This window comes from Brevibacterium sp. LS14 (assembly GCF_012027885.1).
GTDB lineage: Bacteria > Actinomycetota > Actinomycetes > Actinomycetales > Brevibacteriaceae > Brevibacterium > Brevibacterium casei.
In genome coordinates this window covers 1-15,318 of record NZ_SJXG01000049.1, presented here as the reverse complement: position 1 = coordinate 15,318, position 15,318 = coordinate 1, and the positions used below count along the sequence as shown (strand labels likewise).

Annotated in this window: 14 protein-coding genes, 1 tRNA gene and 1 pseudogene; 11 read left to right on the top strand and 5 right to left on the bottom strand. The window is 62.5% G+C overall.

The genetic code is table 11. The features are described 5' to 3' along the window. Positions 1 to 13 precede the first annotated feature (13 nt). The 8 genes from EZE58_RS09480 to trxA all read left to right on the top strand — a co-directional run bounded on the left by EZE58_RS09480 (position 14) and on the right by trxA (position 4,344). Complete coding sequence (locus tag EZE58_RS09480; RefSeq protein ID WP_061873196.1) at positions 14 to 532, top strand: carboxymuconolactone decarboxylase family protein; 519 nt, start codon at positions 14 to 16, stop codon at positions 530 to 532. A gap of 15 nt (positions 533 to 547) precedes the next feature. Beyond that, a tRNA-Cys gene (locus EZE58_RS09475) sits at positions 548 to 621 on the top strand. A gap of 44 nt (positions 622 to 665) precedes the next feature. After that, the gene (locus tag EZE58_RS09470; RefSeq protein WP_157554209.1) at positions 666 to 812 is read left to right on the top strand and encodes a hypothetical protein; all 147 of its coding nucleotides are present in this window, start codon (positions 666 to 668) and stop codon (positions 810 to 812) included. A 323-nt stretch (positions 813 to 1,135) separates the two neighbouring features. Further along, positions 1,136 to 1,726 (top strand): LysR substrate-binding domain-containing protein, encoded by a 591-nt coding sequence (locus EZE58_RS09465; protein ID WP_197464198.1) that lies wholly within the window; start codon positions 1,136 to 1,138, stop codon positions 1,724 to 1,726. A 136-nt stretch (positions 1,727 to 1,862) separates the two neighbouring features. After that, the gene (locus EZE58_RS09460; protein WP_167560385.1) at positions 1,863 to 2,252 is read left to right on the top strand and encodes a metalloregulator ArsR/SmtB family transcription factor; all 390 of its coding nucleotides are present in this window, start codon (positions 1,863 to 1,865) and stop codon (positions 2,250 to 2,252) included. A gap of 2 nt (positions 2,253 to 2,254) precedes the next feature. Continuing rightward, positions 2,255 to 3,196: a cation diffusion facilitator family transporter gene (locus EZE58_RS09455; protein ID WP_006214174.1), complete on the top strand. Its 942-nt coding sequence runs from the start codon at positions 2,255 to 2,257 to the stop codon at positions 3,194 to 3,196. Positions 3,197 to 3,311: 115 nt separating this feature from the next. Further along, complete coding sequence (locus EZE58_RS09450) at positions 3,312 to 3,926, top strand: CueP family metal-binding protein (protein WP_205772202.1); 615 nt, start codon at positions 3,312 to 3,314, stop codon at positions 3,924 to 3,926. Positions 3,927 to 4,020: 94 nt separating this feature from the next. Beyond that, on the top strand, positions 4,021 to 4,344 hold the full coding sequence (trxA, locus tag EZE58_RS09445; RefSeq protein ID WP_167560383.1) for a thioredoxin: 324 nt from the start codon (positions 4,021 to 4,023) through the stop codon (positions 4,342 to 4,344). 744 nt (positions 4,345 to 5,088) lie between these two features. Here trxA and EZE58_RS17405 read toward each other — a convergent pair. Further along, entirely contained in the window at positions 5,089 to 5,424 is a 336-nt protein-coding gene (locus EZE58_RS17405; RefSeq protein WP_225984242.1) for a DNA cytosine methyltransferase, read from the bottom strand. A 443-nt stretch (positions 5,425 to 5,867) separates the two neighbouring features. Between EZE58_RS17405 and EZE58_RS09435 the strand changes: the two genes are divergently transcribed. From EZE58_RS09435 to mobF, 3 genes are all read left to right on the top strand, one after another. Beyond that, positions 5,868 to 6,236: a hypothetical protein gene (locus EZE58_RS09435; RefSeq protein WP_167560381.1), complete on the top strand. Its 369-nt coding sequence runs from the start codon at positions 5,868 to 5,870 to the stop codon at positions 6,234 to 6,236. Then, positions 6,233 to 6,424 carry a hypothetical protein gene (locus EZE58_RS09430; protein WP_167560379.1) on the top strand — a complete coding sequence of 64 codons (192 nt, stop codon included), beginning with the start codon at positions 6,233 to 6,235 and terminating at the stop codon, positions 6,422 to 6,424. Before EZE58_RS09435 ends, EZE58_RS09430 begins: the two co-directional genes overlap by 4 nt. A gap of 200 nt (positions 6,425 to 6,624) precedes the next feature. Beyond that, complete coding sequence (mobF, locus tag EZE58_RS09425; protein WP_240941233.1) at positions 6,625 to 10,185, top strand: MobF family relaxase; 3,561 nt, start codon at positions 6,625 to 6,627, stop codon at positions 10,183 to 10,185. Between the two features lie 109 nt (positions 10,186 to 10,294). Here mobF and EZE58_RS09420 read toward each other — a convergent pair whose 3' ends face one another. From EZE58_RS09420 to EZE58_RS09405, 4 genes and pseudogenes are all read right to left on the bottom strand, one after another. Then, positions 10,295 to 12,106, bottom strand: coding sequence for a DUF2326 domain-containing protein (locus EZE58_RS09420; RefSeq protein ID WP_124108933.1), 1,812 nt, complete (start codon positions 12,104 to 12,106; stop codon positions 10,295 to 10,297). Between the two features lie 198 nt (positions 12,107 to 12,304). Further along, complete coding sequence (locus EZE58_RS09415; protein WP_167560377.1) at positions 12,305 to 13,273, bottom strand: ABC-three component system protein; 969 nt, start codon at positions 13,271 to 13,273, stop codon at positions 12,305 to 12,307. A gap of 175 nt (positions 13,274 to 13,448) precedes the next feature. Continuing rightward, positions 13,449 to 13,871, bottom strand: a pseudogene (locus EZE58_RS09410) (DNA-processing protein DprA); the annotation flags it as partial. Between the two features lie 15 nt (positions 13,872 to 13,886). Beyond that, positions 13,887 to 15,197: an ISL3 family transposase gene (locus EZE58_RS09405; RefSeq protein ID WP_167560104.1), complete on the bottom strand. Its 1,311-nt coding sequence runs from the start codon at positions 15,195 to 15,197 to the stop codon at positions 13,887 to 13,889. Positions 15,198 to 15,318: the final 121 nt, after the last annotated feature.

The following is a 15,318-nucleotide window of genomic DNA, read 5'->3' as shown; positions in this document are numbered from 1 at the left end:
CAGAGGAGGCATCATGCCCCGTTTTTCCCGATTGACCCCTGAGACCGCAGTGGGGGCCTCACGAGACTTGCTCGGCGATCTCGTCGAGCGGCACGGCCAGGTCGGAGACATGGTCTCGACGATGGCGCACTCCCCGGCGGTGCTCGGCGGCTATCTGCAGCTGAGCAAAGCCATGCGTCGCGCCAAGCTCGACCGTAAGGTCAGCGAGCTCGTTTCGATCGCCGTGCAGTCGAAGCAGGGATGCGGAATGTGCCTGGCCTCGCACATCAGCGCGGCACGATCGCTCGGGGTCAGCGATGACGAGATCGCACTCGCCCAGCAGGGTACGGCGATGACCGGCCCGGTCGCGGCGATGATCGCGCTCGGCCTCCAGATCTACCGTGAGCCTACGTCGATCACCGACGAGCAGATTGACGAGCTTCGGGGATACGGGTACAGCGACCGTGAGATCTCTGATGTCGTCGGGGTCGTGTCGCTGAACATTCTCACCGGCGCCTTCAACCTGGTTGCTGGCCTCACGCCGGGCGACTGACTTCGCCGGCGACTTGGTGCCTTGGCCGAGAGGATAGGCAGCGGTCTGCAAAACCGTTTACACGGGTTCGAATCCCGTAGGCACCTCCACTTCCCGCTGAGCCCAATAGGACACACGTCGTTGGAGGCGAGTGATGGAGAGCCAGCACATCTTCAACGGTGACATGACACGCGTCGCGCGCATCCTCGTGAAGGTGAGCGCCCAATATATTGCCCGTGAAGCCAACGTGACCAAGGAAGAGTTGCGCGACTTCGAGAAGGGGCGACACGACTTGTCGTAGAAGAAGCAGGAGCGTGTGCGGGCCGCCCTCGAAGAATTGGGGGCAGAGTTTCTGCCTGACGGACCCAACGGCGGCTACGGCATCCGTCTGAAGTTCGGCCGCTCCAGGATCTACTCACTTGAACGTTGCGAGGGCGAGGGCGGGCCGCGGCTCACAACAGAGTCTGATCGTCGGACCCAGGCCCATGTGCCCTTCTCGGAACCGGATTCAAACCTACCTTTTCACCTGGAAGATCGCACCACGGCCTCACTGCGCATCCTGGTGCCGTTGCGCCTGGGCCGGCTTTGGCCGTCACACCTTGCCTCTGTTCCAGGAATGGAAGCGTGGGCACGCTGAGCTCATCGAATACAGTCGCCCGACGGACCCGATCTGGGCCCTGCGCGACGGGGGCGATCGATGCCGCACTCATCCGCTCTTCTTCACCCAAACGTGCCATTGGTCCGGGTTTGGAGCGGTTACCGCTGTTCACCGAACGCCTGGTTGCATCGGTGACGAGTACCGACTCGCGTGCCCGGCAGGAGTCGGTGACCCTAGCCGATCTCGCTGACGGGCCGGTGGCGGTCTGCGCGACCGCTCCGACGGCCACCGGGGAGCTGTGGAGTACGACTGCTCGCATGCCGCGCACGATCTCGGTGGCGAACACGGACGAGTGGTTAACCCGCATCGCTGTCGGCGACGCCATCGGCATCACTGCAGAGGCGACAACGCACAATCACCGCGCGCCGGAGGTGGTCTATCTGCCCATCGAGGATGCCCCACGGGTGACCGTGGCGCTGACCTGGCCAGGGCAGAGGAGGAGCCACCCGCAGGTAGGGGTCTTCGCCACCTGCGCACAGGACTACTTCACCCGACTCATCGACATCGGCTCCCCACCCCGCCTGCTCTCCACCGGGGCCGATGGTCAGCTGACGTAGCTCCCCACTGCAGCTATGCGACCGACCATCCCCCAGGTAGCCCATCCTCGGGTGCGACGGGACCCCTGAGCTTCATTCCGTGTCGGAGCAACAGATCACACTCGACAATATCGCTCTAGCGCGATATGATCGCCCTATGACGATGATTCAAGAGGAGGGGGCAACCCTCGACGAAGTGGCGACAGTAGCGTACGCCCACCTGTTCCAGGCATTTGCGGAGCCGACGAGGTTAGCGATCGTGCAGCACCTCGCCTCCGGGGAGCACCGGGTCCGGGACCTGGTCGAGCACATGGGCCTGGCCCAGTCCACGGCGAGCAAGCATGTCGGCTTCCTCGTCGAGTGCGGCCTGGCGACGATGCGCCCGGAAGGGCGCTCCACCTGGTACTCGCTGGCACAGTCCGAGCTCCTGCGTACCCTCATCGCCGCTGCCGAACGCCTCCTCGATGCCACCGGCACGCAGGCCCTGCTCTGCACGCACCTGCGACTCCCACATACCCACCACGCGACAGATACGGACAAGAAGTAGTCATGGGCGCAGGACACAATCACGGCCCCGCCGCCAGCGAGACCGGTCACCCCGGAGATTTCCGCAAGAAACTCTGGATCGCATTCTCGATCACCGCGACGATCGTCGTCGCCCAGGCCATCGGCTCGATCATCACCGGCAGCCTCGCACTGCTGACCGACACCGCCCATGCCATTACCGATGCCTCCGGGCTGCTGGTCGCACTGATCGCCGCGACGCTGATGCTCAAGCCCGCCAACTCCAAGCGCACCTGGGGGTTCCGGCGTATCGAAGTGATCGCAGCCCTCGGACAGTCGGCACTGCTGCTGGCGGTGGGCACCTACGCCGCCATCGAAGGCATCCGGCGACTGTTCGAGCCGCCGGAGGTGCCCGCAAGCGAACTGCTGATATTCGGCATCATCGGCCTGGTCGCGAACATCATCGCCATCACCATCCTCGCCTCCAGCCGCGGTTCGAACTTCAACATGCGTGCCGCGTTCCTCGAAGTTCTCAATGATGCCCTCGGGTCGCTCGGAGTGATCATCGCGGCGATCGTCATCGCCACGACCGGGTTCATGCAGGCCGATGCCATCGCCGGACTGCTTATCGCCACATTGATCGTGCCTCGCGCGTTCAAGCTCATGCGCGAGACCACCGGCGTCCTTATGGAGTTCACTCCCAAGGGCCTCGACCTCGACAAGGTGCGTTCGCACATCCTCGAACTTGACCATGTCAAAGATGTCCATGACCTGCACGCCTCCACCGTGGCGACCGGCCTGCCGACCCTGACCGCCCACGTCGTCGTCGACGACGAGTGTTTCACCGACGGTCATGCCGCGCAGACGCTCCACGAGATCAAAGATTGCGTCGCAGGACACTTCGAGGTCTCCATCCATCACTCGACCTTCCAGATCGAGACCGAGCACATTGCCGAACATGAACCGGAAATCAGCAAGCACGACTGAACGCAGTGCCCCCTCCCGGGCTCGTTCCGGGGGGCTTCCGCGTCACGCAGGTAGGCACTACCCCTATGGGGTAGTATGGCCAATTGGCACCACGGCAGACACGGCAAGGAATCCCATGAAAAACTTCAGGCCATTCCCGAAGTACGGCGGAACGAAAACCGCTGCAATCACCGTCGTGGTCGGCGCTTTCCTGCTCACCGGATGCACGGCCGCCAACGACTCACCCTCAGCCTCCTCGGCCAGCGGAGCCGAGATCCTTGCCGAGAACGGTCTCGATGGCCTCGACGTGCGTGAGCTGGTCGAAACGCTCGATGCGATCCCGCTGGACGAACGCACGGAGACCTTGACCACGTCGATCACTGCGGAGGCGGTCACGCTCACCGATCAGCACGAACACACGGCAGAGGTGCGGTTGCCAAGTAACGAAATCTACGTATCCGTCGCCCCGTATCGGTCGCAGCCCCATGATTGCTACTACCACAGCCCGACCGGATGCCTGGGTGAGCTGCGCAACGCAGACGTGGCCGTCACGGTGACGGATGCGACGACCGGCGAGACGATCGTCGACGAGGAGATGAGAACCCTCGACAACGGCTTCGTCGGGATCTGGCTGCCCCGAGGCATCGAGACGTCGATCTCGATCACCCACGACGGCCAGACCGCCACCTCCAAACTTTCGAGCGTCGACGACGATGCGCAAACCTGCTTGACCACGATGCGACTGGCCTGAAACCAGCACCACGGGAATACCCCCAGGGGGTAGGGTGTTGTGGTGTGCGTGCGGTCTATCGCACGCAACGTGTAACAGGAAGGAAATCAGTCCCATGAGCGAAGTCACCACCGTCGACACCCAGACCTTCGATGAGGTTGTGCTCCAGAGCGACGTACCCGTTCTCGTGGACTTCTGGGCAGCCTGGTGCGGCCCGTGCCGTGCAATCGCGCCGGTCCTGGACCAGATTGCTGCCGAGCAGGATGGAAAGCTTCTCATCGCCAAGCTCAATGTCGACGAGAACCCCGACATCGCCTCGCGCTACAACATCAGTTCGATCCCTGCGATGAAGGTCTTCGACAAGGGTGAGATCGTGCGCGAGATCATCGGGGCGATGCCGAAGCCGCAGATCGAGCAGCGCCTCGAAGGTATTATCTGAGGCTCGGCCGTCGAACTGTTCCCGAACTCCGCCGATCGTTGCGCGGCAGTTGACGATCGCCCAAATCGGCGTGGTTCCATACGTAGTCCAAGACTGCGCAGGGCAAGGAGCGCTTGAAGTGGCAGGACCCCGTTACCCAACGCGGTGTTCTGCTGATTTGCAGTCAGATCACCCATCGGGTCGGTGATCCATCCGACTGGCAGACCTATAAGCCATTCCACGAACTCCGGCGACGAACGTGGCCCTCTGTCCTCGTTCAGAACTGCGGGGGCAGGGGCGCCGCGTCGGGTGATGTGCTCCCATCGTGCGACGGCGTCGGCGTATCGCCCCCAGCGACGAAGATGCTGTCGACTAGCGCGAACAGGGTCTCCGCTGCGTTCGAGTTGATGGTCGAGCCGCCCGGTCCGTTAAGTGCGAGGTCGATTATCTGATGACTCAGTGCGATAGTGCCGCCGCGGGCTCTGACCGTCTCCATCGTCTCTCCGCCCCGAGAGGAGTCCGTTGCTAGCGGCGTCCGGAACAGCGCCCCTGCGGTAGGCGACGATGAAGATACGGAAGCGATGGTGATCAGCGCCGGAAAGTGAAGCCGGTAGGCCGATCCATCGTGCGTCATACCGCAAGTCGGCCAGGTCTCCGAGTACGGCGCCTGCCGTCCGAAGAGGTCGGGCTGATGCGTCCCCCAGACCGCACGGGTCGGATGCCAAGTCGCAAACGGTTGCATGGCCAGCGGCTGTAGGATCACGGTCAACGGGTCCACTTGATACCCCTTCGCGGGTCGGGTAGCGGGGGCCGAGAGCAACCCCTTACGTTCTCGATCACGACGCACGCGGGTTGCAGCTCCTCGATTGCGCGTGCCATGCACGACCAGAGCCCCGAGCGAGTACCTGGCGCGATGCCTGCACCCTTGCCGACGATTGAGACGCCCTGGCAGGGGAAGCCGCTTATCACGATTTCGACCGGCGGTACGGTACTCCAGTCTATGACGGAGATGTCGCCGAGGTTTGGGGCATCCGACCAATTGTGAGAGAAGACTTGCGCGACCGAGGTGTTGATCTCGGAGAACCAGACCGTATCCCCCACCAGTGGCGTGTTCGACGGCAAGGTCGAGCCCTCCGTACCCGCTGAAGGTCGAGCCAATTCGCGGCGAGGAAACGGGGGGAAGTGCGACGTGCAGACACAAGTTGCTCCGGGTGATTGGCTTTCCCGGTGCTGAGCGGTTGCCTGCCCTACCGGTCTGGTTGCTGCCAGGTAAGCGAGTCCGTCTCCGGCGCCGAACTTCTCCAGCGCTTCCCACTCACCTCCCTGTCACCTGCGCGACCCTTACCGGGCTTCCCACGGCATAATTTTTGGCTCGGCGTTCTCTCGTCGCCAGCCTGATCACCTACCGCTCAGAGTTGGTCCACACCTCTTGCAGATCAAGGTGTCAACCCAGGTTGACAAGGCTTCGCGGCGGCGGGATCGCGCGGTCACCTGGAGATCGACAGGCCCCGCGGCGGGCCGAGCGAAGGGACAGGAGACAGGTCATGGTGGAACGGGTGGAGCTCGCGATCACGGAGGCTGAGCGAGGCAAGATCGCTGACGATCTACGTCGTTACGGCGCCTACCATGAGCGCACGGGAGTCGATCTCTGGAACGTGTTCACGAAGCAGAAGCCGCACGAGCTGGAGCCTCCGAACCTCACGCAGGAGATCAAGGGCAGGACTGCCTCGCACCACGCGGTTGCTGAGAGCTGCATGGCGATGGCCTCCGTCATCGAGAGCGAGAACCCGTTGCTGCTCACTCCGGAGACGGTCCAGCTCATCCAGGAAGCCTTCGGCGACATCTACGGTGGCGAGTTCCCCCTTGGGCCGCTCGCACGGCAATGTTCTCCCGCATGGCCTCCCGTCGCATGAGTGAGGCCGCCGGGAACGGATCGTTTGCTCTCGCTGAGTTCGTTGTGGTGAACGCGGAGCTGCAACCCTCTGATGCCGAGCGCTACGAGGTCGCGATCATGCACTACCTGACCGAAGCCAACGCGAAGATCAGCGAGCAGCTCGCCGAGTTGCGCACAAGCATGGACGGTCTGAACGAGCAACTCTAGGCGCAACGGCGCGAGATCGACCAGTTGCGCAACCCCAGTGCAACACGCCGACAGCTCCCGAACCCCTTTCGCTCGACCTTCGAGCCCACCGTGCAGGCTCCCCGGCGGCGCGGCCCGTCCGACGACGGGCCGGCCCTGTAGCCAACCTCCGGCATTGAGGCTCACACCGATGCCGTGGTGAGTCTGTCCACCTGGTCTGCATGACGGTCTCGATGCGGGTGATGAGCGCGGGCGACGGGTACAAGTACCTGATGCGCACGATCGCTGCCGCCGACGGCGACCGCTCCCTCTCGACCCCGTTGACCAGGTATTACACGGAAGAGGGAACACCACCGGGCACTTGGATCGGGTCGGCCCTTCGCGGCCTCGGAGACGGGCGGATCGCTCTCGGCGATGAGGTCTCGGAGTCGCAGTTGCAGTTGCTGATCGGGATGGGCCGCGATCCCGTCAGCGGCGACCCGCTCGGGCGGGCCTTCCCACGGTACGTCTCGGTCGCCGACCGGATCGAGAAGCGCGCCGCCGACCTCGACCCCGGCCTGGGGATGGGTGAGCGTGCCGAGCAGATCAGCCAGATCGAGGCCGAGGAGAACGAGCGGGGCAACCGCCGTGCGGTCGCGGGGTTCGACTACACGTTCTCGGTGCCGAAGTCCGTCTCCGTGCTGTGGGGCGTGGCCGACGCCGGCACGCAGGCCCTGATCGCCCAGGCGCATCACGAGGCGATCGCCGAGGTCGTGAACTTCATGGAGCGCGAGGTCGCCGCGACCCGCACCGGCTACACCGCCGCCGACGGCGCGGTCGCCCAGGTCGACGTGACCGGACTGATCGCCACGGCCTTCGATCACTACGACAGCCGCTCCGGGGACCCGCAGCTGCACACTCACGTCGTGATCTCCAACAAGGTCCAGACCGCGTTGGACGGACGATGGCGGTCACTGGATGGCCGCCCGATGCACGCGGCGGTCGTCGCGCTCTCGGAGCATTACAACGCGGTCCTGGCCGACCGCCTCACCGGCACGCTCGGCGTGGAGTGGGAGGCGCGGGATCGGGGCCGGGACCGTAACCCGGCGTGGGAGATCACCGGGGTCAGCGAGGAGCTGATCGAGGAGTTCTCCTCCCGCGCCCGCGATATCGATGCCGAGACCGACCGGCTCATCGCCGCCTACACCGCCGAGCACGGCCGCCGGCCCTCGGCGCGGACGATCGTGCGCCTGCGCGCCCAGGCCACCCTCGCCACACGCCCCGAGAAACAGGTCCATTCCCTGGCCGACCTGACGAGCGGCTGGCGTGAGCGGGCAGGTCGTCTGCTGGGTGAGGACGCGACCGGCTGGGCCGGCGGCCTTCTCGCCGAGGCGCAGCAGGTGCGGCCGTTGCGGGCTGATGATGTGCCGTTGGAGGTGATCTCCGAGCTCGGGCAGGCGGTGGTCGAGGTCGTCGGCGAGAAACGCTCGACCTGGCGGCGATGGAACCTGCACTCCGAGGCGAGCCGGCAGTCGATGGCATGGAGGTTCGCGACAGTGAGCGACCGGGAGGCGATCGTGGAGATGATCGCCGATGCCGCCGAGCAGGCCTCGCTGCGGCTGACGCCGCCCGAGCTCGCCACCAGCCCGGCCGCGTTCCGCCGCCCAGACGGCAGCAGCGTGTTCCGGCCCCGCCACTCGACCGTGTTCTCCTCCACGGTGCTGCTGGAGGCCGAAGACCGTCTCCTGGAACGCTCCCGCACCCTGACCGGCCCGGTGGTCGAGGTCGAGACGGTCGAGAAGATCACCGCGAAGCCCGACCGGGAAGGGCGCCTGCTCGGTGACGACCAGGCCGAAGCGCTCACCCAGATCGCGGTCTCCGGGAGGGTTCTCGACGTGCTGGTCGGCCCGGCAGGAGCCGGGAAGACCACCGCCATGTCGGCGTTGCGTCGGACATGGGAGAAGCAGCACGGGAACGGGTCCGTGGTCGGGCTGGCACCGTCGGCGGTGGCGGCGCAGGTCCTCGGCGAGGATCTCGGGATCGCGACCGAGAACACGGCGAAATGGTGGCAGAACCATCTCCTCCACGGGGAGACGTTCCAGGCCGGGCAGCTCGTCATCATCGACGAGGCTTCCCTGGCCGGCACCCTGTCGCTGGATCGCATCACCGGCCTCGCGGCCGAGGCGGGCGCGAAGGTGCTGCTGGTCGGCGACTACGGGCAGCTCCAATCCGTCGATGCGGGTGGGAGCTTCGGGATGCTCGTGGCCGACCGCGACGACGCCCCCGAGCTCGTGGACGTGCACCGCTTCGTCCACGAATGGGAGAAGACCGCCTCCCTCGATCTGCGCCACGGCCGCACCCGCGTGATCGACACGTACCTCGCTCACGACCGCGTCAGCGACGGTGATGCCGAGGACATGATCGACGCCGCCTACACCGCCTGGCGTGCCGACCGCGACGCCGGACGGGCCTCGGTGCTGATCGCCGAGACCCGCGAGGACGTGACCGCACTAAACGCCAGAGCCCGCGCCGATCTCATCCTCACCGGGAAGATCAAGCCCGGCCGCGAAGTCGCGCTAGCCGAGGGCACGTCCGCCGGGGTCGGGGACACGATCATCACCCGCCGCAACGACCGGCGCCTGCGCACCGGCACCGGCCGTGGCTGGGTGCGCAACGGCGAACGGTGGCAGATCACCGACGTGCGCGATGACGGGTCGATCACGATCCGCAAGCCCGGCCACCGTTTCGGGTCGATCGTGCTGCCCTCCGACTACGTGGCAGAGCACGTCGATCTGGGATACGCAGTCACTGCGCACCGGGCCCAGGGCGTCACGGTCGATACCGCGCATGTGCTGGTCGAGCCGTCCTCGACCCGTGAGAACTTCTATGTCGCGATGACTCGCGGTCGGCTGGCGAATCTGGCCTACGTGATCCCGGACCGCCTCGACCCCAACCACCCTGAACCGCATCCGGCGGACAATCCCGATGCGAGCTCGCGCACCGTGCTCTACGGGGTGGTGCAGCACTCGGGGGCCGAGGTCTCCGCGCACGAGACGATCACCGCCGAGCAGGACCAGTGGGGCTCGATCGCGCAGCTCGCCGCCGAGTACGAGACCATCGCCGCAGCCGCCCAGCACGACCGCTGGGCCGCCCTCCTACACGGCTCGGGCCTGACCGAGGAGCAGGCCGACGCCGCGATCGGGTCGGTCGCGTTCGGAGCGCTAACTGCCGAGCTGCGACGCGCCGAGGCCAACCACCACGACGTTGACGCGCTGTTCCCGCGCCTGGTGGCCGCTCGCGGGTTCGATGACGCCGAGGACATCGCCAAGGTCATGCACTACCGCCTCGCCCGCGCCACCGCCCAGCCGGCCGGGTCGGGGCGCACGAGGAAGACTCCGCGGCTGATCGCCGGCCTCATCCCACACGTGCAAGGCTCGATCGCCGCAAACATGCGGCAGGCGCTGACCGAGCGACGAGAGCTGATCGAGACCCGCGCCGACGCGATCCTCGACACTGCCCGCCAGACTGGCGAGCCCTGGACCCAGCCGCTCGGCACCCCTCCCGCCGGCAGGCGCGAGCAGGCACGCTGGCGACGCGACGCCCGAACCATCGCCGCCTACCGCGACCGCTACCAGATCAGCGACGACACCCCACTCGGCCCGGCCCCGCAAACCGGCCCGCAGAAGATCGACCACGCCCGAGCCAACGCAGCGCTACGCGTGCTCACGGTAGAAGCGAATCAAACCTTGGCTCAGGAAATGCGTGTAGGGCTCCTGGGCTCCAACATCACCTTTGGACGCTGATCCTCGGCAGAAGACACTACTTCGCGGCCGACATCTGGACGAAGTCAGGATATGAGCAAAGGGGGCGGCCATCGCCTACAAACAGTGATTGATGACAGCGCGATCCAGGCTAGAAAGACTTAGTGCGAAATAGCCTGCCCTCAGCCCCATCGTCATGCAATGTACATACCACTTCGCTCGTCTCAATAGCATCAGGCGACGAGGAAATCGCCTCCGGAAGATCAGAATCAAGAGTTGTGATAACAGGCTGCAATCCTAAGTCCGCATACTGACGCAAGACCGAGATTAGGCGCCTCTTTGCGCGTGGTTCGAGACTCTCGAACACGCCGTCATGGAAGGAAAACCTAGGAAACTGCTGCCCCAGATAAGTGCGCAAAACCGCCAAATCAAACGCGATGCACAACAACTTTTTAAACGTGAATCCTCTACCAGCACTTGTTTCAGAGCCCGTCGAATCTACGATCTCAGCCGAAAACTCAAGACTACCGGTGGATGCCACGGTTACCGAAAGTAGGGCGTGCTCATCGAGAACGTCATGCACGATCTCATCAAAGTACTGTTGGATCTCACGATAGCGATTGCCTGCCGTCTCAGACTGGACTAAGACATCTTGCTCGATAGCAGTTTGAAGGTGATTTCTACGTTCCTGAACCTGTCGCTTTTCCTGCCGCAAGTGCACGATCTGAGACAGTGCCTCACGCTGCCGGTCCAGTGAAGCAATATCTGCCCGAATGCTGATGACCTGGTTCGAGACTTCCTTGTACTTCTCAATAGTGTCTGAACCATCAAGGAACTCAAAGAGTCTTGCACGCTCACGTTGCAAGGACTCAAGTTCAGGCGTCAGAGCCTGCAATCTCTCTTCAGTTTCGGTGCGCTGCTCAAGGAGGTAGTCACGACGCTCCTGGGAGATGGCTCGATTGAACTCAATAAGTTGTTCAAAATCCTTTTTTAGTTGGTCTGGGAAGGCCACGCCGGCTTCAGCAAAGAGCTTCTCGGTCTGGCTCGGGCTAAAAAGGATCGCGTCTTCGTTGAGAGAATCGTTTAGTCTGTTCAGCAGCTGCGAGAGCCTATACGCTTCCTCGTTTCCCGCGGCGATCTTCTCTTCAATGTCTTCAACCAAGTCCTCAGTGGCCTCGGCATCTGCACGCGAGAAGTCGAAAGTGTCCAATGTTGACTGGAATTGGTCAAGTTCGCGGGTTCTTATAGCGATAATTCCGTCGAGCTTCCCGACATCGGCATTATCTGCAGTTCCAGCTTCGCGTTGATGGTGATATATCGCTTGGTCAAGCTTCTCTTCTTCATCGACCTGATCGTAGAGCTCCACGGTCAACTCTGCATTGAATCCGAGCAGGTGCGCGAGAAATGGCTTCCACTCCCTATGCTTACCTCGAAACTTGCGCAGGTGGAAGACGTCGCTATAGTCGTCTTGCTCGCGCAACACGTACCCCATTATGTCTCGATAATCGTATGGCGAAATCACTGAGAATCCGAATAAGCCGTCCAGCAACCGCTTTGCCGGAGAGATCCCTAGTCCTACGTGCGACCATTGGTCGATCTCTAATTCAGTCGCATCAGGCACGTCGACAGTGGAGGTGAGGATCGAAACGGGGCGTTTGGCATCTACCGATCGCGCAACAGTGATGTAGTTTCCGTCTCCCAACTGAAGTTCCAAGAAGAAGGTGAAGTTGGCAAAGATATCCTCGTGCTTGAACAAGAAGAAACTGGAGTGTCTACCCTTCAGTAGACAGAAATCGATCAATCGAGCGACCGTGCTCTTGCCGAGATTATGTACGGTTTTTCTCTTGCCTTGATCTCGACGGATCTCCGCGAGCACAACCGATAAGCCTTCATTGAAGGCGATTGGGCTGAAAATGTTCGGTTGATTGGAGTAGAGCCTGACTAGCCTCATGCTTTCACCCACTCAAAGGAGTCTGACTTGGGAAGGTATCGCACGAGACCCAGCAGGAACAGAAGGCTGATCGCCGGAGAGAACAGGTAGTCGACCTTTTGATTCTTGCTTTGGCAATGTTCAAGCAGTGCGTCGTAGGTCACGACTCGATATCTCGAAAGATACTTCATCATAGTTCCGGAGACGGCTATGACGGTTTGGTCGGGATGGTCATGCTTGGTTGGAAACAACATCCGCTTCGACCTCCGTATCACCGATATCACAGTTCCAATACATGTAAAAGACCATTGCTCGCGTCAGGCGGCGATTTCTGCCCAGAAGAGGATCTCTGCTAGTCAATAGATCAACTATTTGACCGAAGACCTTATCGAACGTGTGATGCTCCTCTTTGTGGGCCAAAATCTTGAGATCGAAGTCTTCCGCGCAGCTATCGTAGAGGTCACGAATCGCACTATTGCCGGGATCGGCCAAGAAGTCCTTGAACTGCGTGAGCAGGTGGCCATAGTTACCCATCAAGCGTCTTGAGGTTTTCTCAGTCATGCTGTTGAGTTCGTTCTTCGCCGCTAACGAAGTGCGCTCTTGCGGACGACTTTGCATCCCAGTTGTGTTGTCATCGATAATCTCAGCGATCGCCTCCACGACTTCCGCAAGTTCACGACTGGATACGATAAGTGGCCCGTCGAGAGGGTTTACCCCGGCCAGTTGCGCCAGCCGTGGTTCCATTCGAAACGACTCGTCTAGAGCCTCGATTCCACAAAGATGCACGCTCTCACTGGGGATGCCCGTCTCAGCTGAGACCATCTCGATGATTTTTTCATTGGCGTTCGCTGTGAGATATCGGTTCGAGTAGAGCAGGTAGTTATTGAGCTTTCCGTTCTCGTAGAGCTTCTTGGCCCTCGGAAGCTCATTGGCCAGCACCGAACTGGCGGCTCCACCGCTAAAGTCAGAGTCGCTGAAATAGCCGTACGACATAGTGTGCTTGGCCTGGATGATAGAAATCCCGTCCCACGGTCGTGCCGCACTGGGGAAGCCGTCTGCAAGCCCCTCAAACCGAGCATCCCTGCCACCATCCACGCCTGTGGCAAACCCCTGAACACCCCTGCCCAGGAGTAGTTTCGCAGCCTGGACAACGAGGGCCTCAATTTGAGCCTCTGCTAGGTCTTCGTACGGATATCCCACACCTGATGGTACCAAGCGCGCCGCCTCCGCTTTAAGGCTGACACGACGTCACAGTAGTTCCTTGTGCAGGTTGGACGCTCTCGATGTCGGTTCCTGCCGTACACGCCGGGAGATGGCTCTCTGCTGACTTGTTCCTCCAAGTCTGAGCCCGAGCCCGTCAGGATCATGAGGCGCACTACAGGCGCGGCCCCTCCTGCGACGCCGTGTTCTGCGGCGGGGTATCGAGCTGCCGGCCAGGTGCCTGGCGGTTCAGCAGCCGGCCCGGATCATGCAGCGAGTCCAGCAGGGCGGTCACGTCCGCGGTATCGGTGATGATCTCGGCGCGTCCGCGATTGATGAGCTCATGCGGACCCGCACTCGCCGCCGACGTGACCGGGCCAGGGACCGCGCCGACGGCGCGGCTGTGCCGGTGCGCTTCTGTCGCCACCAGCAGCGATCCCGACCGGAAGCCCGCCTCCGGGATCACCGTCGCGCCCGACAGCGCACCCAGCAGACGGGCGCGGGCCATGAACCGCCACCGGGTCGGCGTCGCCCCCGGAGGAGCCTCGCTGGCCAGCACCCCCAGATCACCGATCCGGGCCAGCAGATCAGAGTTGCCGCGCGGATAAGGGGCTCATCGTAATTGAGAGTGTAGAACCGGTCTGAAGCCACCGGACTCGAGCAGACACCTCGCGATGTAATGCGTGAGGTTGCGGAATCCCAGCGCGGACCCGCGTAGATGCTCGAGTCTGCCGTTGATCGCTTCAGTGGGACCGTTCGACGTTCCCGGTCGGGTGAAGAACGCGAGCACATCAGCAGCTCGACGCTTCAACGTTCGTCCTAACCGTTTGAGCTCGACAAGTTCGGATGGCAGATTCGTTGTCAGGGCGTCGATGACCGTTTGCAAGAGTCTCTTGCCCTCTTTGCGGTCCGCGGTTCGGTAGGCGCTGACAATGTCTTGGTAGACGGCCCAGGTGACTTCGACTTCGGTGAAGTTCGGGTCAGCGAAGAGGTTCGCGATTCTTTCCTGCTGCTTGGTCGTGAGTAAGCTGCTGCCCGTGTGCAGAGTTCTTCTTGCCCGGTACAACGGGTCCTTTGCTCGTCCGCGATGGCCGGTTGTCTCTTGCTGAACTCGGCGACGTACCTCGTCGAGGGCATCACCGGCGAGTTTGACGACGTGGAAGGGGTCCATGACTTCGACAGCGTCGGGCAGCTCCTCAGCTGAGGCTGTTTTGAAGCCGGAGAATCCGTCCATCGCGACGACGTCGATGCCCTCACGCCAGTCTTTCGGTCGGTCTTTCAACCATTGTTTGAACACCTGCTTCGAACGGCCAGCCACCATGTCGAGCAGACGTGCCGAGCCTGTTCCCTCGCTGATCGGGGTGAGGTCGATGATGACGGTGACGTACTTGTCGCCACGCCGGGTATGCCGCCATACATGCTCGTCGACACCAATGACGCTGACCCCGTCGAAACGAGTCGGGTCGTTGATCAACAACCGCTGACCTTCAGCGAGGACGGCGGAGTTCGCGGTGTGCCAGGACACTGCGAGTTTCGCAGCGATGACGGACACGGTGTCGTGATCGATGACGAGGGCACGCAACGCCCAGTCGAGGCCGGTTCGCGAGATCTTCGCTCGTGGTGGTGCCGCGGCTGTGGCGTCTTGACGCCAGACGCGGCCACACTCGACGCATTTGTAACGGCGGAGGCGAAGATGAAGCGTGGTTGGTCGGTAGCCGAAAGGTTCGTGGGCCAGACGGCGGACGACGGTATCGCGAACGATCCCGTGGCCACCGCACCGACGGCACCAGTCATCAGCAGTGTTGGGCCGGCATTCCAGAATCGCCTTGTGCCCGGTGATGTTTTGGCCGGTGCAGGTCAGATCGAGGGTGTCGAGTCGGCAGAATGTCGTGAGGTCAGGGGTCGAGAAAGTAGGCTTGGCCACGTCGAGGTCTTTCGGATGGATTGTGTGAGAACTTCCATCATCGGAAGACCTCGACGTCTATCCGCGCAGCGACTCGCCGTGTCCTGGAATCACCGATCTACACTCTCAATTACGAAGAGCC